Genomic DNA, 25,818 nt, shown 5'->3' on the forward strand with positions numbered 1-25,818 from the left:
CTTCCGGGGTGGTGGAAGGGTGCGGTGCCGCTCCGGCCGGTCAAGGGGTGGGGTCAGCGGGCCGACGTCTTGCCGGCGCCCGCCTTGAGCCCCACCAGCAGGGGGACGACGAGGGGGTGGTCGACCTTCGTGCGCAGCGTCGGGGTCCAGCCGGCTCCCTCGGTGAGCTGCTCGGCGGGAACGCCCGCGTTGTGCACGGCGATCAGGTCGGTCTTCCGCCCGTTGACGTAGTTGTTCCCGGCCGTGAGGGAGGACTCGGACCACTTCTTGAGGATGGTCGCCTTGTCGAAGCCGGCGGGCACGGTGAAGGCGTTGTGCTCCGCGACGAGGTGGGACTCGGCGCCGATGCCGTACGTGTAGCCGTACGCGGCGCCCTTGGTGGCGGCGAAGTAGTTGTTGTAGGAGTCGACCTGGCCGAAGCGGACGCGGGGGGCGCGCTCCTTCACGTCCTTGAAGAGGTTGTGGTGCAGCGTCACGCGGAGCTTGCCCCGGTCGCTCGCACCGGCGCCGTCGCTGTTGCCGATGAGCATGGTCTTGTCGTGGTCCTTGAGGACGTTCCACGACACGGTGACGAGGTCGGCACCGCGCACGATGTCGAAGAGGCCGTCGTGCTGCTGGTACACCTGCCCGAAGTAGTGGGGCTGGTCGGCGTCGGGGCGGTCGCCGTCGCTGAAGGTGTTGTGGTCGACCCAGACGTGGCTGGAGCCGTAGACGACGAGGTTGTCGTACTCGGAGTTCCAGGCGCCCTGGTCACCGTCGGTGGGGTCCCACTGGGGGAAGCAGTCGTAGGTGTCCTCGAACGAGATGTTGCGGACGATGACGTTGGAGACGTTCTTCACCTGGAGGCTGGCGCCGATGATCGTGGCGTCCTTGCCGACGCCCACGAGCGTGGTGTTGGACGGGACGTTCACGTTGACCGCGGCCGCCTGCAGCTTCGCGGACGCGACCCGGGCGTCCTCCAGCGGGCCCGACGGGACCTCGTCGGTGCCCCAGACGGCCGGGTCGTAGGCCGCGAGGTACTTCTCCAGGGTGTAGCCGCCCTGCTGGTAGGCCTCGCAGCCGATGGGGGTGCCGGCGGCGTCGGAGTTGCCGTGGACGGTGCCGGCGATCCTGACGATCTTCGGCGCGTCCCCGGCGTCCTCGAAGGCGGCGATGAGCTCGGCCCGGTTGCTCACGGTGTAGATGTGCTCGGGGGTGGCCTTCGCGCCCCCCGTGGTGGAGCCCTCGGCCGCGGCCCAGCCGTCGCCCGAGGGAAGTACGGCGCGCTCGGTCCCCTTGCCGTGGTGGGAGGAGGCCTGGGCGGGGAGGCTCACGGCGAGGGCGAGCGAGGCACAGCCCATCACCACGGCAATGGCGCGGACATGTCTCATGCGTGCGGGCATGGCGGATCCCTAACTGTCGTACGGGGAATGGAGATGAGGAGGAGTGCGGGGAGCGGGGATCAGGCCTGGGGCCAGGTGATCCACGTCCCGGGCACCGGCTCGCCGAGGCGGCGCAGGTCGCGCCGGTCGAGCACGCGCCGGTCAAGCAGGGCACGGGCGGTCGTCCTGGCCACCTCGACCGCGCCGTCGGGCCGGAAGTGGGTGTTGTCCTGCTTGCCGTCGGGGTAGTTCGGCGACTCGCCGGGTTCCAGCCAGTTGAAGTACGCCTCGGTCCCGTCGGGGCCGAGTTCCTGCCAGCGGGCGAGGGAGAGCGCCTGGATGTCGAGCAGGGGCACGTCCTCCTCGGACGCCAGGGCGCGCATCGCGGCGGGGTACTCCCCGTGGGTGGGCTTCGCGGTGCCGTCCTCGGCGAACCGGCGGCGCTCGACCGGGGTGAGCAGCACGGGTTCCGCGCGCCGGGCGCGGGCGCCCTTGACGTACTGGCGCAGGTATTCCTGGTAGGTGGTGTACGGGTCGGTGCCGCGGGCGGGGTCCTCGGTCTTCTCGTCGTTGTGCCCGAACTGGACGAGGACGATGTCGCCAGGGCGGACGCCGTCCAGGAGGGCGGTGAGACGGCCCTCGTCGATGAAGCTCTTGGAACTCCGGCCGTTCACCGCGTGGTTGGCGACGGCGAGCGACCGGCCGAGGAAGAAGGGCAGGGCCATGCCCCAGCCGGTCTCGGGTGCGGCGTCCGCGTACTTCTGGGCCGCCGTGGAGTCGCCCGCGATGTGGAGTGTCCGGGGCCGGGGCCGGCCGCCGCCACCGCCGTGCGCGAACGCGGGAGTGGCGGAGAGGGCGAGAGGCAGCGCGAGGAGCGCGGCTGCCGTCCGTCTGCGGGTGAGTGACACAGGTTGACTGCCTCTCTCGGAGGACGAACGTGTGGTGGTGCGCAGGAAGAGGGGCCGGCGGCGGGGTGCGACCCGGACCGCCGCCGGCCCCCCGGTCAATGGGGGTGGGGCTGGGGTGGGACGGCCGGGATCAGCCGTTGCCCAGTTCCTTCCACTCCTTCTGGGCGGTGTTCAGCTCTTCGGCCATCTTGTCCAGGAAGTCCTTGGCCGTGACCTTGCCGAGGAGCAGCTTCTGGAACTCCGGCTCGTTGTCCGCCTTGCTGATGTTGTTCCAGTCGGGCAGGTAGTACGGCAGGTCGACGATCTTGGTGGAACCGTCGGTGAGGGCCTTCGCGGCGAGTGCGGTGGGCTCGGTCTCGTTGATCCACGGGTCCTTGGCCGCTTCGGTGTTGGCCGGGATGGCGCCCGCGGACTCGTTCCACTTGCTGTTGGACTCGTGCGAGGCCGCGAACTCGATGAACTTCCAGGCCGCGTTCTTGTTCTTGCTGGACCGGAAGAGGCCGAGTCCGTCGACGGGGTTGGAGACCTGGACGCGCGTGCCGCCCTCCCCGATGGGGGCGGGTATGCCGGCGAACTTGTCCTCGCCCAGCGCCTTCAGGTGGTCCTGGTAGGAGCCGAGGTTGTGGCTGAGCATCCCGATGGTGCCGGTGTCCCACTGGGCGACCATCTTGGTGAAGTCGTTGTTGACGTCGGCGGCCGGCGTCGTCTTCTTGAAGAGGGCGGCGTACTTCTCCAGCGCCGCGACGTTCTTCGGGTCGTTCAGGGTGGTCTTGTCGCCGTCCCAGAACTCCGTGATGCCGGTCTGGCCGTAGATCGCGTCCAGGGCCTGCGCGATGGATCCCGCACCGCCGCGGATGGTGTAGCCGAACTTGTTGTTCTTCGCGTCGGTGAGCTTGTCGGCGGCCTCGTAGAACTTGGGCCAGGTGGTGGGCGCCTCCAGCTTCGCCGCCTCGAACAGGTCGGTGCGGTACCAGAGCGCGCCGTTGTTCGCGGAGGTCGGCACGGTGTACATGTCGTCGCCCCGGCCGGCCGCGGCTCTGACGCTCTCGACCATGTTCTCGACGAGCTTGCCCTTCAGCTCCGACTTCTCCAGCCGGTCGCTGATCGGCTCCAGGGCCTCCTGGGACACGATGTTGGCGAGGTACGCGGTGCCGACGCCGCCCACGTCCGGCAGGCCGCCGCCCGCGATGGCCGTGTCGTACTTGGACTGGACGTCGGCGATCGGGATCGGGACGTACTTGACCTTGATGTCCGGGTTCTTCTTCTCGAAGTCCTTGATGATCTCGGTCCAGATGGCGGTGCGCGGACCACCGTTGTTGTCCCAGAAGGTGATCTCGCCCTTCCCGCTGCCCTCCGTGCCCGAGCTGCTGCCGTCGTCGCCACAGCCGGTGGCCGCGAGTGCCAGGACCGCGGTGAGGGACACCGCGGTCGCGGTACGCCCCCGGAGCGTCTTCGAGATGTTCATGTCGGCTCTTCTCTCTCGGATCTGTACGCGTACGTGGGGGGAGGTCAGTGGTGTGTGCGGTGCGGCGCGGTGCCGATGTGCTCCTGCGGACCCGCGTTCCGGGTCACGAGCCTCGGCACGTCGGCGGCGCGGTCCAGCGTGTACGGGTAGAAGTCACTCGGTTCGAAGGCGGCGCCCCAGGCGTCGGTGCGGCCCGTGGTGTTCCTCAGGATCGATCCGCGCTGGACCAGCTCGGCCGTGGCATCGGCCTGGTAGGGGTGCTGGACGTCCCGGTAGTAGCTGTTCTCGATGACCATCTTCGTGGCGCCGCGCGCCCAGTTGCCGTACGTCCACAGCGGGTCCCCGTCCGCGACCTGCGCGGAGAGGTAGTTGTTGTAGAGGTGGGCGTAGGCGCAGTTGTCGGCGGACGGGTTGCGCTGCTTCGTGCCGCTGAACCAGTTGTGGTCGATCGTGATCTGCGTGGTGACGTTCTCGGTCCAGCCGATGCCGAGCGCCTTGTTGTGGTTGTCGAAGTGGTTGTACGACACGGTGATGTACTGGCTGTCCTTGCGGATGTCGAGCAGCCCGTCGCCCATGTGCGTCAGCCGGTTGTGGTCGATCCAGACGTGGTCGGCGGTGTCCATCTGGATCGCGTCGAAGTCGGTGGTCTTCCCGTCCCAGTCACCCTCGACGTAGGAGTCGCGGATGGTGAGGTTACGGATGATGACGTTGCTGGTGCCCGGGTTCAGGTGGAGTTCGCCGTGGACGATCTCGCCCGTGTCGCCCACCCCGACGATGGTCTTGTCGGACGTGACGTCGATGTCCGCGCCGAAGGGTGCGACGGCGATGGAGCCGGCCACCCGGATGACGTAGGGCTCCTCGGCACCGGCGTACCTCTCCAGTCCCGCCTGGTCGGTGACGGTGACCACCTCACCGCCCCGGCCCCCTGTGGTGCCGCCCGCCAGCGAGGCGAAGCCGTGCGGTGTGGCGCCGCCGTGGTGCGCCGCGGGCTGTGACCCGGTGGCGGCCGACGCCGCGCCCGGGGCGGTGGGCAGGAGAAGGGAGGCGGCGAGGGCGATGGCGGTGAACAGCGTTCTCGCTCTGGTGCGCTCGGTACGGAGGTGCGTCATTGCGGCTCCCTACAGCGGTGCGGGGTCAGGTGGTGCGAGGTCTCGCGGTGGTGCGGTGCGCGGTGGTGCGGAATGCGGTGAAGCCTGCTGTTCCGGACGGCCCTGTCCCGGCCGGCGCGGTGGCGAAGAGCCCTAGGAGCGCTCCCACCCAACGCCAGGGGGCGGCCGCGAAGACCTGGCCGGACGCCTGGAAGCCGGCCCCGTCGCCGGTGTCGGCGTAGAAGCGGCAGCGGGCGCCCCGGGTGACCTCGATACGGACGCGGACGGCTGCCCCGGGCGCGGGGCGCGGGTGTTCCGCGTCCCGCTCGTGCTCGGCGACGGTTTCGGCGTACCGGTGCACGAGCCGCGCCGTCCCGTCGGCTCCCGCCTCCAGGCCGATCCACGAGAAGGCGTCCCCGAGCACGGCGAGCCCGGCCTTGGCCCCGGGTTCGTCGGAGTCCAGCGTGATGCCGGTCTCGACGGTGAACTCCTCGGCCGGCAGCCGCTGCACCAGGACGTTGGGCAGGGCGCGCAGATCATGGGCGTACGCGGTCCGTACGCAGCTGAGGCGCAGGCCGTCGCCGCCGTGCCCGACCGTCCAGCCGGGCCTCGGGTTGGCCGTCCACTGCCACTGACGCCCGTAGCGGCCGCCGGGGAAGTCGTCGCTGGAGGCCGGCGCTTCGACGGGCTGCTCCGGGGCCTTCGGGCGGCGGTGCACGAGGACGGGTTCGCCCTCGTCGCCGATGACCGGCCAGCCGTCCTCCCAGCGCATCGGCTGGAGGTGCACCACACGGCCGTACGCCCCGCGGTGCTGGAAGTGCAGGAACCAGTCCTCACCGGCGGCGGTCCTCACCCACCCGCCCTGGTGCGGCCCGTTGACGTCGGTGGTGCCCTGCGCGAGGACGACCCGCTCCTCGTAGGGCCCGTCGAACGTCCGCGAGCGGAAGGCGCCCTGCCAGCCGGTCTCCACTCCCCCGGCCGGGGCGAAGATCCAGAACCAGCCGTCGTGCCGGTAGAGCTTGGGGCCCTCCAGGGTGAACCACCCCGGGACGGTGTCGGCGTCGACGAGGGTCGTGCCCTCGTCGAGCAGCTCCCGGCCGTCGGGGCTCATCCGGTGGCCGGTGAGGCGGTTCTTGATGCCGGAGCGGGACTTCGCCCAGGCGTGCACCAGGTAGGCCTCGCCGGTCTCCTCGTCCCACAGGGGGCACGCGTCGATCAGGCCCTTGCCGGACTTGACGAGGTGCGGGGCGCTCCAGGGGCCGCGGATGTCCTCGGCGTTGATCTGCTGGATGCCGTGGTCGGGGTCGCCCCAGAAGATCCAGAAGCGTCCCGCGTGGTGGCGCAGCGAGGGCGCCCACACCCCGCAGTCGTGGCGGGGCACGGCGAAGTCGGCGTCCGGTCCGAGCCGGTCGAGGGCGTGGCCGACCAGGGTCCAGTTGACGAGGTCGCGGGAGTGCAGCAGGGGCAGTCCGGGGACGCGGCCGAAGCTGGACGCGGTGAGGTAGTAGTCGTCGCCGACGCGTACGACGTCCGGGTCGGACCAGTCGGCGTTCAGGACCGGGTTGCGGTAGGTGCCGTCCCCGAGGTCGGCGGTCCAGGGCATCGTCATGCGGAGACCGCCTTACGGACGTGGGCGGCCGCGGCGTCCCGGTCGAGGCGTCCGTCGGCGACGACGGTGACGACCCGGCGCACGACGGTGTCCCCGGCGGGGACGGGAAGCCGGCGGTCGGCGGCGAGGGAGGAGCCGACCCCCGGGTATTCGGTGGTCCGCACGAACCACGGGTCGCGCCGGGTCTCGTCGGTGGCGCCGGCGAAGACCAGCGTCCAGCCGTCCCCGGCGAGGGCCAGCCAGTCGGCGGCCCTGCCGTGCACGGCTTCCTCGCCGTCGAGCGTTCCGGTGAAGACGGCGGGCGGCGCGGCCTCCTTGGGGGCGCGCCAGAAGAAGCCGCCGTAACCGGCGCCGGGGCGGCCGTTGGTGGCGGGGCTGCCGATGGAGAGGTCGGTGGAGCCGCGGTTGGAGAGGGAGAAGGAGAAGTCCAGCGCCCAGGCGGTGTCGGAGATCTCGGCGACGGCGACCGTGCGGTGCTCGCGCAGCAGCTCGGCGCCGTCGGCCTCCCAGCTGAGCTCCTCCACGAAGCCGTCCGGGTCGCGCAGCTTCCAGCCGAGGTGGCGCTGCGTCCCGTGGTTGTCGAGCTCGGTGGGGCCCTGGTCGCGGACGAAGGTGCGGCCGCCCCAGAAGTTGTGTCCGGCGACGTCGGGCACCGCGACGGACGCGCCGAGGTGGTGGATGTGGTCGGCCGGACGCTCCTCGGTGACGGGGGTGCCGGCGAGCGTGGTGACGGGGTGCAGATAGGGACGGCTGTCGGTCCCGTGCCCGTAGGTGTAGCGGCCGACGGGGCGTCCGGCGCAGCTGAGGAGTGCGGTGGTCATGAGGTGCTCACCTCGCTGGGTCGCGCCCAGGAGGCGCCTAGTTCGGAGAAGAGGGTGAGGGTGTCGGCGGCGGCGGCGACGGTGCCGTCGATGCCGCGCACGATGCGCCGTACGCCGTCGCCCGTGTCGGCGGGCCGGGTGTCCCAGGCGGTGGCGGGCAGCGCGGTGGGCTCGGGGGCGGTGCGCACGGCGTCGAGGACCCGCATGAACGCGCCGGTGCGCTCCGGCGGTACGAGGAGCGCGGTGCCGTGCTCCAGGTGGTCGACGAGGTTCTCCAGGAGGTCGGTCCGTCCGTGCACGGTCTCCTCCGGGCCGTGTCCGGCGCGCTGGACGAGGACCCGGTCCTGCTTGTACCAGAAGGTGATGCGGCCGCGGTCGCCGTGGACGATCACATAGGGTTCGCCGGCCTCCTCCGCGCAGAGGGTGACCGCGACGGTCACCGGCAGCCCGTCGGTGGTGGTGACCCGGACGCAGCTGGTGTCGTCGGACTCGATGTCGTGGGCCCGGAAGAGCTCGGTCTCGATGGACGCGACGTCCTCGGCCGTTCCCCGGCCGGCGAGTTCGAGCGCGGTGGCGACGGCGTGGGCCAGCGGGTTGGTGAGCACCCCGTCGACCACGTCGGTCCCGCCCAGCCGGCGGCGCCCGGCCCAGGGCGCGCGCCGGAAGTAGGCGTCGTCGCGGACCCAGGCGCCGGCGGCGCCGATGCCCCGCACGGTGCCGACGGCCCCGGTGCGTACGAGGTCCTTGATGGCCGTCACGGCGTGCGAGCCGAAGGACTGGAAGCCGATCTGGCAGGCGATGCCCGCCTCCCGTACCCCGTCGGCCATGCGGGCGTAGTCGTCCCAGGTGGCGGCGGGCGGCTTCTCCAGGAGGAGGTGGACGCCCCGGGCCGCCGCGGTCAGGGCCAGTGCGGTGTGGGTCGGGATGGGGGTGCAGACGACCGCGGCGCGCGCGCCGGTGGAGTCCAGGAGGGACCCGAAGTCGGCGGACTGCTCCGGCATCTCGTCGGCGAACATGTCGAGTTCGGCGTCGCTCAGCGGGTTCAGTTCGCAGACGCCGGCCAGTCTGACCAGGCCCTGGTGCTGGAGCCTGCGGATGTTGGCGAGGTGCCAGCGGCCGTGGCCGCGGGCTCCGGCCAGGACGACGGGGAGGGGTGTGGTCGCACTCATCGGGCGGCCCTCCCCGCTCCGGCCTCGCGGGCCACGTCGGCGGCGGCGTCTTCGGCGCTGTCGACGGGACCGTGCAGGGTGGGTGTCCAGCCGGTGTCGGTGGCGAGATCGGTCTCGCTGCCGGAGTTGTAGGCGTTGTAGATGGAGACCAGGTCGACCGGGAAGCCGTTGAACACGGTGCCGCGCTCGGTGAGGGCACTGCCGTTCCAGCTCTTCAGCAGGTCGGCGACCTCGACGTGGCCCGGGGTCTCGAACGCGTTGTTCTCGGCGACGATCCGGGACTCGGTGGAGATGCCGAGGGAGTAGCGGTGGTCGGCGTCCTCGGGGATGACGTAGCGGTTGTTGTAGAGGTGGACCTGGCCGAAGCGGACCCGGGGGGCGCGCTGCACGACGGAGTGGAACTCGTTGTGGTGCAGGGTGACGCGGAGCTTGCCCCGGTCGGTGGTCACCCCGTCGCCGTTGCCGATGAGCATCGCCTTGTCGTGGTCGGCGAACCGGCTCCAGGAGACGGTGACGAGGTCGGAGCCGTTGGTGATGTCGAGGAGCCCGTCGTGGCGCAGGTAGTTGCGCCCGAAGTAGGTGGGCTCCCGGTCGTCGGGGTGGCCCTTGTCGCTCGCGGTGACGTGGTCGACCCAGACGTGGGTGGCGCCGCGCAGCCACAGCGTGTCGTACGCGGTCTTCCAGTCGCCGAGGCCGCCGGTGTTGGGCTGCCAGGCCGGGAAGCAGTCGTAGGCGTCACGGAGTTCGAGGTTGCGGATGATGACGTTGTCGGCGTCCTGGACCTGGAGGCTCGCGCCCTTGAGTACGGCGCCCGCACCGATCCCGACGATCGTGGTGTTCGAGCCGACCGGCAGCTCGACGCGCTCGGCCTGGCGGGCGGCGGACGCCTTGCGGGCGTCCTCCTGCGGGCCGGAGGGCTTGGCGCCGCCCCAGGTACGGGGGTCGTAGGCGGCCAGGTAGGCGTCGAGGGCGTAACCGTCGGTGGCGTAGTCGGCGCAGTCCAGCCGCCGTCCCCGGTCGTCGGTGTTGGCGTCGATCGTGCCGGCCACCCGGATGATCTTGGGGACGGAGCTGCCGCCGTCGAGCGCCGCGACGAGCTGGGCCCGGTTGCGCACGGTGAGGACGTGGTCCTCGTCGGCGGCGGAGCCTCCGGTCGTTCCCGTGCCTTCCGCGGCCCAGCCGTCGTCGTCGGCGAGCACCTCCCGGCCGAGATCCCGGCCGGGAGCCGTCGCGGCGGTCTCCGGCGCCGTGTCCGGCGACGCGGTGGCCGCCTGGGCGCCCGGCTGGAGGACCGTGCTGCCCAGCAGGAGGGCGAGCGCGGCACCGGCGCGGCGCGCCGTACGGGGGCGGAGCTTCCAGGTCATGTACGTCATCCCTTCACGGCGCCGGCGCTGAAGCCGGTGATGAGCCACTTCTGGATGAAGGCGAAGACGATCACCACGGGCACGGCGGCGATGACACCGCCCGCGGCCAGCGCCCCCAGGTCGACGCTGTCGGCGCCGATGAGGGTGTTGAGACCGACCGGGATCGTCTGCTTGTCCTGCTCGCTGAGGAACATCAGGGCGAACAGGAAGTGGTTCCAGCTGTGGACGAAGGCGAACGAGCCGACCGCGATCAGTCCGGGGCGCAGCAGCGGCAGGACGACGGCGCAGAAGGCCTTGAAGCGCGAGCAGCCGTCCACCCAGGCCGCCTCCTCGAGGGAGACCGGCACGTTCTTGATGAAGCCGCTGATCAGGATGATCGAGAGGGGGAGCTGGAAGACGGTCTCCGCGATGACGACACTCCCCAGGGAGTTGATCATCTGGAGGTTCTTGAAGATCTCGAAGAGCGGCACGAGCATCAGGGCGCCCGGGATGAACTGCGAGCAGAGCAGCGCCAGCATGAAGGCGCCCTTGATCTTGAAGTCGAACCGGGCCAGGGCGTAGCCGCCGGCCAGCGCGACCAGGGTCGTGGCGATCAGCGTCGCGACGCCGACGATCATGCTGTTCTGGAAGAAGAGGGCGAAGCTGCGCTCGTTCCAGACCTTGGAGAAGTGGTCCCCCGTCATCGGCCAGGGCACCAGCGAGGTGGAGCCGGCGGGCCGTACGGCGAAGAGGAACATCCAGTAGAACGGGATGAGGGTGAAGAGCAGATAGATCCCGAGCGGCACGTAGATCTGCCAGCGCGGTACGTCGTCGAAGGCCCGCTCACGCTTGGTGCGGCGGTGCGAGGAGGGCGGCGGGAGGTCGTTGCCCCCGGACAGTCCCGGCGTGCGGGCGTCGTTCTTCTCCACGAGTGCGGCAGTCACTTGTTGTCGCCTCCGAACTTGCTCAGGCGCAGATAGACGATCGAGCAGAAGAGGAGGATCACGAAGGCGACGGTGGTGAGCGCGGAGGCGTATCCGAAGTCGTGGCCCTCGATGCCTGTGTTGGCGACGTAGAGGGGCAAGGTGGTGGTCTCGCCCGCCGGTCCGCCGCCGGTGAGGGTGTAGAGCAGGTCGACGTTGTTGAACTCCCAGACCCCGCGCAGCAGGGTGGCCAGGATGATCGCGTCGCGCAGGTGCGGGAGCGTGATGTGGAAGAACTGCCGCAGCCGGCCCGCGCCGTCCACCGACGCCGCCTCGTACAGCTCCTTGGAGACGGACTGCAGGTCGGCGAGGATGAGGATGGCGAAGAAGGGGACCCCGCGCCAGAGTTCGGAGATGGTCGCCGCCCAGAAGACGGTCCCGGTGTCGGAGAGGACCGATGTGCCGTACTCACCGATCCCGGCGTCCGCGAGGTAGCGGCTGAAGCCGGTCGAGGAGTTGTAGAGCAGGATCCAGATGGTGCTGGTCAGCACGCCGGAGACGGCCCAGGGCGAGAAGACCATGGCGCGGGATATGCCGCGGCCGATGAAGGTCTGGTTGACGATCAGCGCGAGGGCGAGACCGAGTGCGAGCTGCAGGGTCACCTGCGTGAAGACCCACTGGGCGCTGAAGCCGAGCGTCGGCCAGAACTGCTCGTCCTCGGTGAAGATCTTGGTGAAGTTGTCGAAGCCGGCGAAACCGTTCCGCCACGGCTTGGTGACGTTGTAGTTCTGCAGGCTGTAGTAGAAGACGCTGACCACCGGATAGGCGATGAAGCCCAGCATCAGCAGGCCCGCGGGTGCGATCAGCAGATACGGCAAACGGCGGGGTGTGGCCGAGCGGCGCTTGGACGCCTTCCCCTTGGGGGGCGGTGTGGCCACGGCTGCGGATTGGGCCATGACGCGTCTCCGATCTCTGGAAAGTGCTGGATGTGCCGTTCTTTCGGTGCACGGTGCAAGCGCTTACCGTTTGCCGTTCGGCATCCCGGACGGGTCGGTGCGCGGAATTCTCTTCGCCCGGTTCAGCCCGCGTACGGGTCGGGCACTTCTCCCTGCCGTGCCAGGAATGCGAAGTCGCATCCGGTGTCGGCCTGGGTGATCTGGTCCTGGTAGAGCGCGCCGTATCCGCGCCCGTAACGGGCGGGCGGTTCGGTCCACCCGGACCTGCGGAGTTCCAGCTCCTCGTCGGTCACGTCGAGGTGGAGCAGCCGCGCCTCGACGTCCAGCGTGATGCTGTCACCGGTGCGGACCAGGGCGAGCGGTCCGCCGACGAAGGACTCGGGCGCGACGTGCAGGACGCAGGCCCCGTAACTGGTGCCGCTCATCCGGGCGTCGGAGATCCGCACCATGTCGCGTACGCCCTGCTTCAGCAGGTAGTCCGGGATCGGCAGCATGCCGTACTCGGGCATGCCGGGGCCGCCCTTGGGGCCGGCGTTGCGGAGCACCAGCACATGGTCGGGGGTGAGGGCCAGAGCCGGGTCGTTGATGGTGCGCTGCATCTCCTTGTAGTCGTCGAAGACGACCGCGGGACCGGTGTGGCGCAGCAGGTGCGGCTCGGCGGCGATGTGCTTGATGACCGCGCCGTCGGGGCAGAGGTTGCCGCGCAGGACCGCGACACCGCCCTCCTCCGCCAGGGGGTTGTCCCGCTCCCTGATGACGTCGGCGTCGTGGACGAGCGCCCCGTCGAGCTGTTCGCGCATCGTGGTGTGCGCGACGGTGGGCCGGTCCAGGTGGAGCACGTCGGTGAGCCGAGCCAGGAACCCGGGCAGCCCTCCGGCGAAGTGGAAGTCCTCCATCAGGTACTTCCCGCCGGGGCGGAGGTTGGCGAGGACGGGCACGGTGCGGGCGATGCGGTCGAAGTCGTCCAGGGTGAGCTTCACCCCGGAGCGGCCCGCCATGGCGATCAGGTGGATGACGGCGTTGGTGGAGCCGCCGAGGGCGAGGACGGTGGCGACCGCGTCCTCGTAGGCGTCCGCCGTGAGGAGCTGCGACAGCTTCAGCTGCTGCCACACCAGTTCGACGATCCGGATCCCGGACTGCGCCGCCATCCGGTCGTGACCGGAGTCCACGGCCGGGATGGAGGAGGCACCCGGCACGGTGACGCCCAGCGCCTCGGCGGCCGCCGTCAGGGTCGAGGCGGTGCCCATCGTCATGCAGTGACCGGGCGAGCGGGCGAGCCCGTTCTCCAGCTCGGCCATCTCGCAGTCGCCGATCAGGCCGGCCCGCTTGTCGTCCCAGTACTTCCACATGTCCGTGCCGGAGCCCAGGACCTCGTTGCGCCAGTGCCCCGGCAGCATCGGCCCGGCGGGCACGAAGACCGTCGGCAGGTCGACGGACGCGGCGCCCATCAGCAGCGCGGGGGTGGACTTGTCGCAGCCGCCCAGCAGCACCGCGCCGTCGACGGGGTAGGAGCGCAGCAGCTCCTCCGTCTCCATCGCCAGCATGTTGCGGTAGAGCATCGGGGTCGGCTTCTGGAAGGTCTCCGAGAGCGTGGACACCGGGAATTCGAGCGGGAAGCCGCCCGCCTGCCAGACGCCCCGCTTGACCGCCTGCGCGCGGTCGCGCAGATGGACGTGGCAGGGGTTGATGTCCGACCAGGTGTTGAGGATCGCGATGACCGGCTTGCCCAGGTGCTCCTCGGGGAGGTAGCCGAGCTGCCTGGTGCGGGCGCGGTGGCTGAACGAGCGGAGGCCGTCCGTGCCCCACCACTGGTGGCTGCGCAGCTCCTCGGGGGCGATGCGGCCCGTGCCGTTGTCCGTCATATCGACCACCCGGCGACCAGACCGGCGACCTCGGCGCGCTGCTCCTCGGGCAGTGCCCGGCTCGGTGCGCGTACGTCGCGGCGGCAGAGCCCGAGCGAGGCCAGGGCCTCCTTGACGACCGTCACGTTGTTGGCGGACTGCCGGTCGGCGCGCAGGTCCTCGAAGCGGCGGATCTGCTCCCACACCTTCATCGCCGCGAGGTAGTCGCCCGCCCGCAGCGCCTCCAGCATGGCGAGCGAGACACCGGGGGCGACGTTGACGAGTCCGGAGGTGAAGCCGCTGGCGCCGGTCGCGAAGTAGGAGGGGGCGTAGAGCTCGGCGAGCCCGGCGACCCATACGAACCGCTCCAGGCCGGCGTCCCGGGCGAACGCGCCGAAGCGGGCGGCGTCCGGGACGGCGTACTTCACGCCGATGACGTTGGGGCAGCTGTCCGCGAGCTCGGCGAGGCGCTCGCCGTCGAGCAGCGGGTTGCGGATGTACGGGACGACCCCGAGCCCGGGTACGGCCTCGGCGATGGCCCGGTGGTAGTCGATCCAGCCCTCCTGCGAGATGTAGGGGTGCACCGGCTGATGCACCATCACCATCTCGGCCCCGGCGTCCCTGGCGTGCTCGGCGGCGGCCACCGCGGTCGGCACGTCGTGGCCGACCCCCACCAGGACGGTGGCACGGCCGCCGGCCTCCTCGATGGTCAGCTCGGTGACGGTGCGCCGCTCGTCGGGGGTGAGTGCGTAGAACTCACCGGTGTTGCCGTTCGGGGTGACGATGCGGACGCCGCCGTCGAGCAGCCGTCGCAGCAGTGCGCGGTGCGCCGGGACGTCGATGCTCCCGTCCTCGGCGAACGGGGTCACCGGGATCGCCACAACGTCAGCGAGGGCCGCCTTCAGCGGGGAGAGGTCCATGCGGACTGGCCTTTCGTCGAGGTGCTGGTGATACACGTCCAGCTGGTGGTTCACGCTGTGTCACCCCCGTCTTCGTCGTCGGGGAAGGCACGGCGTACGAAGGATGCGATGTGGTCGTGCAGGGCCCCTACGGCGGCCGTCGCGTCGTCGGCGAGGGCGAGCCGCAGGATCTCCCGGTGCTCGGCCGCCTCGCGCTCCCAGGACGGGTTCGCCGACCAGGCCACGGTCGACACGAGCGCTGCCTGGTCGCGGATCTCGTCGAGCATCCGGGCGAGCAGCGGGTTCCCGCAGGGCAGGTAGAGGGCCCGGTGGAAGTCCCGGTTGGCGAGCGACCTGTCCGCCTTGTCGATCGCCGAGTCGGCACGCTCCAGGGCCTCCTGGGCCGCTTCGAGCGAGGCCTTGCGGGTCATGGAGCGGCGCAGCGCCTCCGGCTCCAGGAGCAGGCGTACGTCGTACACCTCCCGGGCCATGGCCGCGTCGACGAGCCGCACGGTGGCACCCTTGTACTGGCTCATGACCACCAGCCCGGTGCCGGCGAGCGTCTTCAGCGCCTCGCGTACGGGCGTCTTCGACACCCCGAACTGCGCGGCGAGTTCGGTCTCCACGAGCGCTTGCCCTGGCTTCAGCTGCGCGGTGAGGATCGCGTGCTTGATCGCCTCCAGCACGTACTGGGTCCTGGAGGGAATCGGGGCAGGCGCAAAGGTCATGGGTGAAGAGCTCTCACATCTCGCGTATCGCGTCTCATATATGACGTACGAAGTACGACGCGATGAAGCTAGAGCGGTGGGAATGTTTCGTCAACGCTTCTGGCAAAAGAAGTTCCGCGAACGTGGGATCCGCACCCTCCGCGGACGTGGGATCCGCACCTCCGGGCCGGCCCTCGCACCCCCGGGCGGACATGACTCAGGTCCCCGGCCGCACGCCGGGGACCTGGGTCTTCTCGAGGGTGGAACGCTCCGGAGTCAGCCGCCGCGGACGGCGGAGAGGGCGGTCGCGACGGCGCTCAGGTCCGGTCCGGAGGCCAGGCCCGCGTGGTAGAGGCGCAGTTCGTTCGCGCCGAGCGAGGCCGCGTGCGCGGCGTCGCTCTCCAGCGTGCCGGGGCTGCCGCCCATGCCGCTCACCACGTTGAAGTTCGCCGCCAGCACCCCGGACAGCTCCGCGAACGGCCCGAGAACGGCCTCGCGTGCCGTCGCGCCGCCGGTGCAGGGCAGCACGACGCCGTCCGCCGTGGAGAGGATGTGCGCGGGGTCGACCCCCACGTTGGCCCCGGTGCGGTAGGAGGCGGGATCGGCGTGGAGCAGGACCTGGAAGCCCGGCCCAGGTGCCGCTCCCCGTACGGCGGCGACAGCGGCCTCCTGCAGCCCCCTGGCGACAGGGTCACGCCACCGCCGGGTGGCGTCGGCGAGGCCCGCGCCGAGCAGCTTCTCCACCCCGGCCCAGCCCTGCTCACCGGAGCCGGATCCGGCCCAGACCGGTTCCAGGGCGTGGCGCACGGCGGTGCGCAGCTCCTCGGCGTCCTGCCCGACGGAGGCGTAGCCGGCCCGGCAGTCGGCGCAGAAGCAGAGGGACATCAGATACTGCGCCGCGTCCCCGAGCGCGACCCCGGAGGTCTTGTCGTGGGCGTGGAGATGGGCGAAGCCGTACCAGCCGCACGATTCCAGCTCGGTGCCCGACGCCCCGGGGCGTACGGCCGCCTCCGCCGCCAGGTCCACCAGGTACGCGCGGACGGCGGGCTGCGCGATGCACGGCGCCCAGGGGTAGCGGTCACCGTAGGCGTTGACCACGGAGGTGTCCGGATGCTCCTCGCCCAGGCGCGAGTTGTGCGCGAGGACCACCCAGGAGTGCACCTGGAGGCCTGCGCCCGCGAGGGCCTCGGCCGCCTCGGCGTACGGGTCCTCCCCCGTCACCCAGGACTGCGGGTAGGGGCGCAGCTCACGCCCCTCCCAGCGCGTGACGTCCGGCGGGTAGAGCACGGCCGCGTGTTCGGCGGTCACGATCCGGCGGCCGGGGTGGCGCGGGGTGAGGGCCCGGGTGGAGTGGTAGGCGGAGGCGAGTGTCACCTGCTGGACGCCGAGGCCGACGAGGCGGGCGGGGGCGTCCGGGTCCCCCACGACGTCCCAGGGGTACAGGAAAGCCGAGGCCTTCACTTCGCCTCACCCGCGCGGTACTTCTCCAGGACCGCGCGGCCGTTGGCGATGATCGAGGTCAGCTCCTCGATGTGCGCGGCCGGGGGCTCGGTGAGCGGGGTGCGCACCGTCCCGACGGCCAGCCCCTCGAGCCTGACGGCCGCCTTCACGAGCGACACCGCGTAACCGTGGCCCTTGGCCCGGAGTTCGACGAGCGGGCGGTAGAAGTGGTCGAGCAGCGCGTTGACCAGGTCGTCGTCACCGGAGTCCAGCGCCCGGTAGAACGCCAGGGCGATGTCCGGGGCGAAGGCGAAGACGGCGGAGGAGTAGAGCGTGACGCCGATGCCCCGGTAGGCGAGCCCGGTGAGCTCGGCGGTGGGCAGCCCGTTGAAGTACAGGAACTCCTCGCCGGGCAGCCCGGTGCGCACGGCGCTGACGATGCGCTGCATCAGGTCGAGGTCGCCGTAGCCGTCCTTGAGGCCGATGATCCCGGGGGTCCGGGCCAGGGCGACGACGGTCTCCGGGGTGAAGAGCGCGTTGTCCCGCTGGTAGACGATCGTCTCCAGGGAGGTGGCGGCGGCGAGGGCGGTGTAGTGGGCCAGCAGCCCTTCCTGGCCGGCGACGACGAGATAGGGCGGCATGGCGAGGAGCCCGTCCGCCCCCGCCTCCTCGGCGAGCTTCGCGTACTGGATCGCGAGCGCCGTGCCGTAACCGGCACCGGCGACCACGGGCACCTGCCCCGCGGTCTCCTCGACGGCCGCCCGGACGACGAGCCGGAACTCCTCCGGGGCCAGTGCGTGGAACTCGCCGGTGCCGCAGCAGGCGAAGACGGCCGCGGCGCCGGCGTCCACGCCCTTGCGCACGTGCGCGCGGAAGGCGTCGAGGTCGACGGCGCCGTCCGGCCCGTAGGCGGTGACGGGGAAGAAGAGCGGCCCGGCGACATCGGTGAGTCGGGCGGCAAGAGGGGCTGAGGTCACGGGCGCTCCCTGTGCAGATTCAGTCGTGCACAATTATGATCGGTGTCCATATCTCTGAACGCTGCCACGCTAAGGCAGCCGTGCGGCGCCGGTCAAGACAGGAACACCCAACCCCGGGACGAACCCACCCGGACCGAGCGACACTTGACGGGTCCGCCACGAGTTCCTAGCGTGTCCACGCATGTGAATGCTGCCCATGGATTTGACGCATCGGACGGTCGCGTGACTTCGGCGTGCCTGACGCACCCCGCCGCCCGCACCCCCACCCCGCGCAGCACCGCATCGCCCCGTCCGCGCACACCGCGCCCGCGCCCTGCGCCCGCACCGAGGAGATCCCCGAATGCCAGCTCCGCGCACCGTCCTTCTCACCGGCGCCGCCGGCGGCCTCGGCACCCTCATGCGGGGACTGCTTCCCGCGTACGGCTACGACCTCCGGCTCCTCGACCTCACCCCCATCGAGGGCGAACCGGACGCCGTCACCGCCGACCTCGGCGACAAGGCCGCGCTGCGGGAAGCGGTACGGGGTGTCGACGCGGTCGTCCACCTCGCGGGCATCTCCCTCGAGTCCTCGTTCGACAAGATCCTGCGCTCCAACATCGAGGGCACCTACAACCTCTACGAGGCGGCGCGCGAGGAGGGCGTCAGGCGCATCGTGTTCGCCTCCTCGAACCACGCCATCGGCTACACCCCGCGCCCGGTCGCCGGCGACCCGCTGATCCCGGTCGACACCCCGCGCCGGCCCGACACCTTCTACGGTCTGTCGAAGTCCTTCGGCGAGGACCTCGCGCAGTTCTACTGGGACAAGCACGGCATCGAGACCGTCTCCGTGCGGATCGGTTCCTGCTTCATGGAGCCGACGTCGGTGCGGATGCTCTCCGTCTGGATGAGCCCCGGCGACGGGGCGCGCCTGTTCCACGCGGCGCTCACCGCGGAGGACGTGCGGCACACGGTGGTCTACGGCTCCTCCGACAACACCCGGCTCTGGTGGGACCTGACGACGGCCCGCTCCCTCGGATACGAGCCGCAGGACGACTCCGAGCAGTACGCGGAGAAGCTCGTCGCCGAGCACGGGGAGCTGGACCCGGCGAACCCCGACCACGCCCACATCGGCGGCCATTTCGTCACGGACCCGCCGATCTGGCCGTACTAGGACCGGGCCCCCGGGCCCCGGAAATCCACGCGACGCGGCACCACGGGTCGGGCACCATTCGGGCATGCCGAAACCTTCCGGATTCCAGTACGAGCAGCACGGCGACGCGAGCGTCACCATCACGCACCACGGCCGCCCCGCGGGCACCCTGCGTGGCGGCCGGGCGGAGAAGTTCCTCGCGGAGGTGGCCTCCGGCGACGCCCAGCTCGTCATGGCCCGCTGGACGGGCGCGTACCGGCACGGCAACGAGCGCACCGCCCGCGAACACCCGCGCAACCGGGCGCGCGGCGGGCGCTGAGCCGTACGGAGCAAGTACGCGAAGGTAAGGGAACGGCAAAGCCGGGTCGTTCGTTACCCCGTGCATGACCGCAATGACCCCCGGCTCGAACATCCCTCTCTCCGCCGCCCGCGTGGCGGTGGACGTCGCCGCCCCGGTGCGGCTCGACGTCTCGGGCCTGCTGCTCACCGCCGACGGCAAGGTGCGCTCCGACGACGACTTCATCTTCTACAACCAGCCCTCGGGCCCCGGCGTGACCTACCGCTCGGGCGGCGGGTCGGCGCCCGACGCGATCGTGGTGGACACCACCGCGGTCCCCCCGGGCATCGAGAAGATCGTGGTCACGGCGAGCCCCGACGCCGCGGGCCAGACCTTCCGGGGCGTGGAGCCCACCGCCACCGTGCGCAACGCGGACGACGGCAGCGCGCTGGCCACGTTCACGCCGCCGCAGCTGGGCGGCGAGACGGCGCTGGTGGTCATCGAGATCTACCTGCGCAACGGCGCCTGGAAGGCCCGCGCGGTCGGCCAGGGCTATGCGAACGGGCTGGCGGGCATCGCCACGGACTTCGGCGTCTCGGTGGAGGAGCCCGCCCCGGCGGCGGCGCCCGCACCGGCCGCCGCACCCGTCGCACCGCCCGCCGCTCCGCCCATGGCTCCCCCGGCTGCCGCGCCCGTCGACCCGCGGATCGCGCCGCCGGCCCCCGCGGCACCGCCCGCACCGCCGGCCCCCGCCGGCTCCGGCAAGATCAATCTCGACAAGGGCCGGATCAGCCTCCAGAAGAACCAGACCGTGTCCCTCGTCAAGGGCGGCAAGCCTCTGCTCTCGCAGGTCAAGATGGGTCTTGGCTGGGAGCCCGCGTTCCGCGGCAAGGACATCGACCTCGACGCCTCGGTGATCGCCTTCGGCCCCAACCGCAATCACCTGGACAGCTGCTACTTCGGCAAGCTCTCCATCCTGAACGGCGCGATCAAGCACTCCGGCGACAACCTCACGGGTGAGGGCGCGGGCGACGACGAGGTGATCGTCGTGGATCTCGGCCGGATCCCCGCGGACGCGACCGGCCTGGTCTTCACGGTCAACTCGTTCACCGGCCAGAAGTTCACCGAGGTCGCCAAGGCCTACTGCCGGCTGATCGACGCGGGCACCGGCGAGGAGCTGGTCCGCTTCGATCTGACCGGCGCGGAGCCGCAGACCGGCGTCATGATGGCCAAGCTGATCAAGCAGTTCTCCGGCGAGTGGGAGATGACCGGAATGGGCGAGTTCGTGAAGTCCCGGACCGTCCGCGGCATGGTCAAGCCCGCCGCCAAGGCCCTGTAACACCGCCGTCCCCCGGAAACGGCTTCCGGGGCACCCGCGGGTTCTCCCCTCAGGTGCCCCGGATCCGGAGAGTTTCCGGTGGGACGCGGTGCGTGCTCGTTCGCTCTCTCAGAGCTTGGTCAGCTTGGAGTACGGGCTCAGGATCCTCCCCTGTCGCCCCGAGAAGTCGATGAGCACTGCGTCGTTGTCGCCCTCGACAGCGAGGACTCGGCCGAGTCCGAACTGGTCGTGCGACACCCTGTCGCCCACATCGAAGCATTCGACCGGTGGGGCCGCCTGGGCCGGGCGGTTGAAGGGACTGGAAGGCAGGTGACGCCGGGAACCGGCTGACTGTTTCATTACGGTCGAGTATGCGCCCTGTAAGCGCCCGACGCCATGCCCGACCGCTCCGGAGGGGTCAGTAGTGCCGCATTCGTAATCAGCGGTCCCAGGGCCAGTCCGCGCTCCTGCCCGCTTCCAGCAGGGGCACCATGCGGAACGCCGCGCCGGAAAGCCCCCCGAAGGTGTGGCGGTTCTCGCTTCCCGACGGCGCGTGCCCGACCCGGTACCCGGCGAGGTTCCAGGTGTAGACCGGCACGTCCGCCGGCATGCCCTCGGTGGCGTCCCCGTAGTGCGTGAACGACGCCTGCTCGTCGGTGACGATCAGAGCACCCGGTCGTGCCCGCGGTAGTGCTTGCGTACCGCCTGCACGGTATCGGTGCCGCCCAGGTCGCCGAAGCGCTCCAGGATCTTCAGGACGGACTCGCCCTTGCGGCACTCCACCTGCCGGCTGTTCGTGCCGAACTGCACCAGATGGGCCTCCGCGGCCCGGAGCGCCAGCGCCGCGCCGAAGACCGCCGCGGCGTCGGCCCGGTTCAGGAGCGAGCGGTCGGAGAGCGGCGACCACATCGAGCCGGACCGGTCGACGAGGACCGGGGTGCGGCCGGGCAGCGCGGGGACATTGCCCAGCGAGCGCCGTCGCACCCATGGACGGGATCACGGCCTCCCAGGCGGCGGCGTCCATCGGTCCCTGCAGCCAGCCCGCCAGGGCCTCCCAGGTCCTGGCGAACGTCCCCGTCCGCTCGTAGCGGTCTTCGTTGAAGCATCCCCACGAGCAGTAGGGCCCATGGGATCTGGCACCACGTTCCCTCGACCCGCATCGCAGGCACGGCGTAGGTTCCCCCCGCCGTGCCTGCGCGGCCTGCTTGCGGGTCATGCTGGCGCACGTTCTGCTGCAATGCTTCGCGCCGCGATACCGAACCGGCTCCTCGCACTGAGGGCACAGGGGCTAGGGCCGCCGAAGACTCTGGGCCCGCTGCATGGCAGTACCCAACAGACTGCACCGGTTACTGCAGAAGCGCCGATGCCCATTCAAACCCGCAGCATCGCAGTGATCACATGCCTTTGACATATGCGAAACGTAGCGTTCAGACGGTTTCCCCAAGCCGGATATCAGTCCGGTTCACCCGTTGGAGTTACCTCCCCTGGCGTGGCTGGCGCTTCCACGGACCCGTGATGGCGAGCATGATGCCGGGGGTCTGGATGTTGGCGAACAGCGTCTTTCCGTCCGGGGAGAAGGTGACCCCGGTGATCTCGCTGTAGGAGGGGTCCTCCTCCGTGCCGGCGTTGAGGTCGTTGCGCGCGATCGGGTAGGTGCGGCCGTTGTCGGTCGCGCCGAAGAGGTGCTGGATCCCGTTGCCGTCCTCGGAGATGACGATGCCGCCGTACGGGGACACGGTGATGTTGTCCGGGCCGTCGAAGGCGCCGTCCACGGACGGGTCGGCGTTGACGCCGAGAAGGACCTTGAGGGTGACCGTGCGGCGCTTGGGGTCGTAGAACCAGACCTGGCCGTCGTGGGCCACGGGGCTCTCGTCCCGGGCGAACGAGGAGACGAAGTAGGCGCCGCCGTCGCCCCACCACATGCCCTCGAGCTTGCGGGCGCGGGTCACCTGGGTGTCGGTGAACTGCTTGCGCACGGAGACGGTCTTCGCGTCCCGGTCGGGTACGTCGACCCAGTCCACGCCGTAGACGGTGCCGATCTCCGTGGCGCGGGACAGGTCGTCGACGAACGCGCCCCTCTTGTCGTAGCACTTGGTGGCCTGGAGGACACCGGCGTCGTCGGCGAGGGTGCGCAGCTTCCCCCGGCCGTGCTTGAAGCCGTGCGGCGGGACCCAGCGGTAGAGCAGGCCGTTGGGACCGGACGCGTCCTCGGTCAGGTAGGCGTGCCCCCGCTTCGGGTCGATGACGACGGCCTCGTGGGCGTACCGGCCGAACGCCTTGATGGGGCGCGGGTCGCGGTTGGCGCGCTTGTCGTACGGGTCGACCTCGAAGACGTAGCCGTGGTCCTTGAGCAGTCCGTTCTTGCCGGCCTTGTCCTCGGTCTCCTCGCAGGTGAGCCAGGTGCCCCACGCGGTGCTGCCACCCGCGCAGTTGGTCGACGTACCCGCGATGCCGACCCACTCGGCGGTGCGGCCGTCGCGACGGGTCTCCACGACCGTGCAGCCGCCGGCCGCGACCGGGTCGTAGACGAGGCCCTCGGTGAGCGGGACGGGGTACTCCCAGCCGGCCCGGGTGCCGGCCAGCTCGTGGTTGTTGACCAGGAGCGTGACACCACGGGCGCCTTCGAAGGCGGCGGTGCCGTCGTGGTTGGAGGGGGTCGGCTCGCCGGTCTCCAGCTTGGTGACCCCGCTGTGGGTGATGACGCGGTACGAGAATCCGGCGGGCAGCGCGAGGATGCCCTTCGGGTCGTCGATCAGCGGCCCGTAGCCCAGCTCCCTGCCGTGCCCGTGGCCCTTGTCGTCGTCGCCGTGCCCATGGCCGTGTCGCGAGTCCTCGGCGGCCAGGGCGCCGGGCGCCGTGGCCAGTGAGCCGACGGCGCCGGTCAGGGCTATTCCCGCACCGGTGAGGGCGGACTGTCTGCTGAATTCCCTGCGGGTGATCGACATGGCGGGCTCCTGGTGCTGCGTGGCCGGGTGGGTTGGCTCGATCACGTTCCCTCCCCCGCACCAACTCCAGCTGAACACCGGCCGGCGTGCCGGGGTCCTGTGTCCCAACCCGGCTCCCGTCCCAGGACAAACCCGCCCATCGGCGCGGCCCCGGCCGGCCGTGCCTGGCCGGAACGCGCCGGTCCGACGGCCGCCTCCGCCGCCGGGCGGTGGAGGCGGCCGGCGGGTGGTCAGCCCCGGCCGAGGGCCTTGCGGGCGGTCCCGAGGTCGAGGAGTGCCGTCTCCCCCGTGGAGTCGCTCAGGCCGTCGTTGTCGGTGACGGCGTAGACGTGGCCGTTGCCCGCCACGGTGAGTCCTTCGAGCTTCTCCTGCGTCCAGCCCTTCGTGGCCCGCAGGTCGGGCAGCACGTCGTGGGCGAGGGTCTTGGGCAGGACGGTGAGCGTGCCCTCCGGGGCTGCGGTCCTCGGCAGGCCGACCGTGTAGATCCTCTTGACCTCGGCGGCGGGGCCGTTCAGCTTGTCGCGTTCGATGACGGCGAGCCTGTTCCCCACCACGGTGATCTCGGAGAGGCCGATCCAGTCGCCGGGCGTGGTGGTGGTGCCGAGCCGGTAGCCGTACCAGCTCCAGGTGCCTGCCCGGACGTCGTAACGGCCGAGCCGGACCACGCCGGCCGGGTCGGTGGAGGCCTGGCGCTGGAGGGCCGCCCAGACGATCTCGCGGCCGTCGCGGTCCGTGGTGGCGGTGACGCCTTCGAAGCCCTGCGAGCCGAGGCCCTGGGCGACGTCGGACGGGAGCGGGACGACCTGCTGGGTGACGCCGTGGCGGTCCAGGCGCACCAGCTGGTTGCCGGCGCCCGTCCTGCCCTCGACGGCCAGCCAGAAGCCGCCCCGCGGGCGGGCGTGGATGCCTTCGGCGTCGTAACCGACGGGCTTGCCCGCGGCGTCCTTGACGGTCAGCTCGCGCGTGATGACGGCCGGTGCGCCGTCCGCGTCGATCGTGAGGACGCGGGTGGTGGAGTACGCGGCGTCGGTGACGGTGTACAGCTCGTCGGCGCGGCCCGGCGCGGCCGACAGCGCGCCGAGCGCGCCCCAGCCGATGGGGGTGCCCTCGGAGTCCGGGCCCGAGACGAGCGAGGGGTAGGAGGGCGTGCCCCTGCCCAGCTCGAACAGGCTCACCGAGGCGCGCACCCCGGCCCCGGCGTCGTCCTCCTCGCTGGAGACCGCGAGCAGTCCGCGTGAGGGGATCGGCAGCAGGCCCTCGGGTCCGTTGGTGGCCGGCAGCACCTGCTCGAAGACCGGCCGGGTCGGCCTGCTGACGTCGTAGACGGCGACGAAGTTGCTGCGCTCGGAGCCCACGAAGGCGTAGCGCACCCCGTCGTAGGTGGCGACGGCCAGCCCTTCGGGCTCGGTGCCCTTGTTCTCGGAGCGGTCCTCGTTCAGCAGGCCGTAGCGCGCCGCGATGTGCTCGAAGCTGTTGCCGGCGTCCCAGGCGACCTTGCCGGTACGGCTGTCGAAGACGGTCCAGCCGCGGGTTCCGCCCTTCCAGTCGCCCTCGTTGGCGGTGGCCAGGTAGCGGTCGTCGATCCAGCCGAGGGCGTCCGGTTCGCGCGGCACGTCGGTGATGGACCCGGTCTGGTCGATGACGCCGTCCTCGACGGTGTCGATGCCGTCGACGGATGCCGTGCCGGCGCTGAACGCCTTGGTGAGGCGCCCCGACGCGAGGTCGATCATGACGACGCCGTTGTTCTCCTGGAGGGTCACGGCGAGCTGACCCCGGCTGTTGACGGAGACGTACTCCGGCTCCGGGTCGGTGGGTTCGGTGATTCCGGCGGCCGTGAGCACGGGCAGCGCGGAGCCGTCCGCCCGGGTCAGCGGCACCGCGCGGGTGGTCCACCGGGCCGGCGAGGAGCCCTTGAGGTCGACGATCCGGACGAACCCCGCGGGTGCCTGCGGGAGGTCGCCCTCCTCGCCGCCGGGCGGGGTGGCCTCCTCGTCGCGCTCGTTCTCGATGGCGACGGCGGCGTACCGCTTGTCCTTGCTGATCGCGATCGAGTCGGGCTGGCCGCCCAGGTCGTGACTGGCCACCCGCTCGCGGGTGGCCAGCGATATGACGTCGAGGCGTCCGGACGGCCGGCTGTAGCTCGCGCTGGTGTTCACGACGACGAGGACGTACCTGCCGACCACCGACACCGAGGTGGGCTCGTCCTCGGCGTCGCCCAGTTCGGCCAGGGAGAGTGTGCCGAGCCCCTCGGGCCGGCCGGCGTCGCTGATGTCGAGGAAGCCGATCCGCTTGGCTGCGGCGTCCGTGTGGACGAGTGTGCGGCCGTCCTCGCTGGTCGCGGAGATCTCGGCGACGGTCTGATCCGCGGCGTCCTCACCGGCCGGCCTGTTCCGGAAGACGGGGTAGGTGGCGGCGCGTTCGAAGGCCACCGGCTTCCGTCCGCGGTCCCCGCCGTGCGTCTGACCCGCGTTCGCCACACCTGCGCCCGCCAGGGTGCCCGCGGTCACGGCCAGGACCGCGAGTGCGGCACAGGTTCTCTTCGGGAGCATCGTTCCTCCGGTTCGGTCCACTGAGGAACCGGATGCTCGCAGCCGTGAACCATGGCCGATGGGCGGCACGGTGAACGGACGGCGAAGATCAGG

20 protein-coding genes and 2 pseudogenes are annotated in these 25,818 nt (G+C 71.0%); 3 read left to right on the forward strand and 19 right to left on the reverse strand.

Going from position 1 to position 25,818, the window contains the following annotated elements; genetic code table 11:
* Nucleotides 1-53: 53 nt before the first annotated feature.
* From OG379_RS09665 to OG379_RS09735, 15 genes and pseudogenes are all read right to left on the reverse strand, one after another.
* Entirely contained in the window at nucleotides 54-1,382 is a 1,329-nt protein-coding gene (locus OG379_RS09665; protein ID WP_405661215.1) for a polysaccharide lyase family 1 protein, read from the reverse strand.
* A gap of 59 nt (nucleotides 1,383-1,441) precedes the next feature.
* Nucleotides 1,442-2,269 carry a rhamnogalacturonan acetylesterase gene (locus OG379_RS09670; protein WP_405661217.1) on the reverse strand — a complete coding sequence of 276 codons (828 nt, stop codon included), beginning with the start codon at nucleotides 2,267-2,269 and terminating at the stop codon, nucleotides 1,442-1,444.
* Nucleotides 2,270-2,399: 130 nt separating this feature from the next.
* The gene (locus OG379_RS09675) at nucleotides 2,400-3,734 is read right to left on the reverse strand and encodes an ABC transporter substrate-binding protein (RefSeq protein ID WP_393755265.1); all 1,335 of its coding nucleotides are present in this window, start codon (nucleotides 3,732-3,734) and stop codon (nucleotides 2,400-2,402) included.
* Nucleotides 3,735-3,802: 68 nt separating this feature from the next.
* Nucleotides 3,803-4,843 (reverse strand): annotated as a pseudogene (locus OG379_RS09680) (polysaccharide lyase family 1 protein); the annotation flags it as partial.
* A 25-nt stretch (nucleotides 4,844-4,868) separates the two neighbouring features.
* Nucleotides 4,869-6,431 (reverse strand): glycoside hydrolase 43 family protein, encoded by a 1,563-nt coding sequence (locus OG379_RS09685; RefSeq protein ID WP_405661221.1) that lies wholly within the window; start codon nucleotides 6,429-6,431, stop codon nucleotides 4,869-4,871.
* Nucleotides 6,428-7,252: a PmoA family protein gene (locus tag OG379_RS09690; RefSeq protein ID WP_405661223.1), complete on the reverse strand. Its 825-nt coding sequence runs from the start codon at nucleotides 7,250-7,252 to the stop codon at nucleotides 6,428-6,430. Before OG379_RS09690 ends, OG379_RS09685 begins: the two co-directional genes overlap by 4 nt.
* On the reverse strand, nucleotides 7,249-8,421 hold the full coding sequence (locus tag OG379_RS09695; RefSeq protein WP_405661226.1) for a Gfo/Idh/MocA family protein: 1,173 nt from the start codon (nucleotides 8,419-8,421) through the stop codon (nucleotides 7,249-7,251). The genes OG379_RS09690 and OG379_RS09695 overlap by 4 nt, the downstream gene beginning before the upstream one ends.
* Nucleotides 8,418-9,785, reverse strand: coding sequence for a polysaccharide lyase family 1 protein (locus OG379_RS09700; protein WP_405661229.1), 1,368 nt, complete (start codon nucleotides 9,783-9,785; stop codon nucleotides 8,418-8,420). The genes OG379_RS09695 and OG379_RS09700 overlap by 4 nt, the downstream gene beginning before the upstream one ends.
* Nucleotides 9,786-9,790: 5 nt before the next feature.
* The gene (locus tag OG379_RS09705; protein ID WP_393755275.1) at nucleotides 9,791-10,708 is read right to left on the reverse strand and encodes a carbohydrate ABC transporter permease; all 918 of its coding nucleotides are present in this window, start codon (nucleotides 10,706-10,708) and stop codon (nucleotides 9,791-9,793) included.
* The gene (locus OG379_RS09710; RefSeq protein ID WP_104789979.1) at nucleotides 10,705-11,643 is read right to left on the reverse strand and encodes a carbohydrate ABC transporter permease; all 939 of its coding nucleotides are present in this window, start codon (nucleotides 11,641-11,643) and stop codon (nucleotides 10,705-10,707) included. The genes OG379_RS09705 and OG379_RS09710 overlap by 4 nt, the downstream gene beginning before the upstream one ends.
* Before the next feature lie 122 nt (nucleotides 11,644-11,765).
* Nucleotides 11,766-13,505 (reverse strand): L-arabinonate dehydratase, encoded by a 1,740-nt coding sequence (gene araD / locus OG379_RS09715; RefSeq protein ID WP_405661233.1) that lies wholly within the window; start codon nucleotides 13,503-13,505, stop codon nucleotides 11,766-11,768.
* A complete protein-coding gene (locus tag OG379_RS09720; RefSeq protein WP_405668461.1) occupies nucleotides 13,502-14,404 on the reverse strand; it encodes a dihydrodipicolinate synthase family protein in 903 nt (300 codons plus the stop codon). The genes araD and OG379_RS09720 overlap by 4 nt, the downstream gene beginning before the upstream one ends.
* A 50-nt stretch (nucleotides 14,405-14,454) precedes the next feature.
* A complete protein-coding gene (locus OG379_RS09725) occupies nucleotides 14,455-15,111 on the reverse strand; it encodes a GntR family transcriptional regulator (protein WP_393755280.1) in 657 nt (218 codons plus the stop codon).
* A gap of 255 nt (nucleotides 15,112-15,366) precedes the next feature.
* On the reverse strand, nucleotides 15,367-16,551 hold the full coding sequence (locus OG379_RS09730) for a hypothetical protein (protein ID WP_405661236.1): 1,185 nt from the start codon (nucleotides 16,549-16,551) through the stop codon (nucleotides 15,367-15,369).
* Entirely contained in the window at nucleotides 16,548-17,507 is a 960-nt protein-coding gene (locus OG379_RS09735) for a 5-dehydro-4-deoxyglucarate dehydratase (protein ID WP_393755284.1), read from the reverse strand. The genes OG379_RS09730 and OG379_RS09735 overlap by 4 nt, the downstream gene beginning before the upstream one ends.
* A gap of 340 nt (nucleotides 17,508-17,847) precedes the next feature.
* Here OG379_RS09735 and OG379_RS09740 point away from each other — a divergent pair, with 340 nt between their 5' ends.
* The 3 genes from OG379_RS09740 (at nucleotide 17,848) to OG379_RS09750 (ending at nucleotide 20,252) form a co-directional block, all read left to right on the forward strand.
* The gene (locus tag OG379_RS09740; protein ID WP_405661239.1) at nucleotides 17,848-18,657 is read left to right on the forward strand and encodes an NAD-dependent epimerase/dehydratase family protein; all 810 of its coding nucleotides are present in this window, start codon (nucleotides 17,848-17,850) and stop codon (nucleotides 18,655-18,657) included.
* Between the two features lie 64 nt (nucleotides 18,658-18,721).
* Nucleotides 18,722-18,955, forward strand: coding sequence for a hypothetical protein (locus tag OG379_RS09745; RefSeq protein ID WP_393755288.1), 234 nt, complete (start codon nucleotides 18,722-18,724; stop codon nucleotides 18,953-18,955).
* 64 nt (nucleotides 18,956-19,019) lie between these two features.
* Nucleotides 19,020-20,252 (forward strand): TerD family protein, encoded by a 1,233-nt coding sequence (locus OG379_RS09750; RefSeq protein WP_187355866.1) that lies wholly within the window; start codon nucleotides 19,020-19,022, stop codon nucleotides 20,250-20,252.
* A 108-nt stretch (nucleotides 20,253-20,360) separates the two neighbouring features.
* Here OG379_RS09750 and OG379_RS09755 read toward each other — a convergent pair whose 3' ends face one another.
* From OG379_RS09755 to OG379_RS09770, 4 genes and pseudogenes are all read right to left on the reverse strand, one after another.
* A complete protein-coding gene (locus OG379_RS09755) occupies nucleotides 20,361-20,591 on the reverse strand; it encodes a hypothetical protein (protein WP_014156926.1) in 231 nt (76 codons plus the stop codon).
* A gap of 79 nt (nucleotides 20,592-20,670) precedes the next feature.
* A pseudogene (locus tag OG379_RS09760) lies at nucleotides 20,671-21,315 on the reverse strand (TROVE domain-containing protein); the annotation flags it as partial.
* 391 nt (nucleotides 21,316-21,706) lie between these two features.
* Nucleotides 21,707-23,176, reverse strand: a complete 1,470-nt coding sequence (locus OG379_RS09765) for an alkaline phosphatase PhoX (RefSeq protein WP_405668462.1) — start codon at nucleotides 23,174-23,176, stop codon at nucleotides 21,707-21,709.
* A 230-nt stretch (nucleotides 23,177-23,406) separates the two neighbouring features.
* Nucleotides 23,407-25,725, reverse strand: a complete 2,319-nt coding sequence (locus tag OG379_RS09770; protein ID WP_405661242.1) for an esterase-like activity of phytase family protein — start codon at nucleotides 25,723-25,725, stop codon at nucleotides 23,407-23,409.
* Nucleotides 25,726-25,818 lie beyond the last annotated feature (93 nt).

Source organism: Streptomyces sp. NBC_01166, assembly GCF_045039765.1.
In the GTDB taxonomy this organism is placed as follows: Bacteria; Actinomycetota; Actinomycetes; order Streptomycetales; family Streptomycetaceae; genus Streptomyces.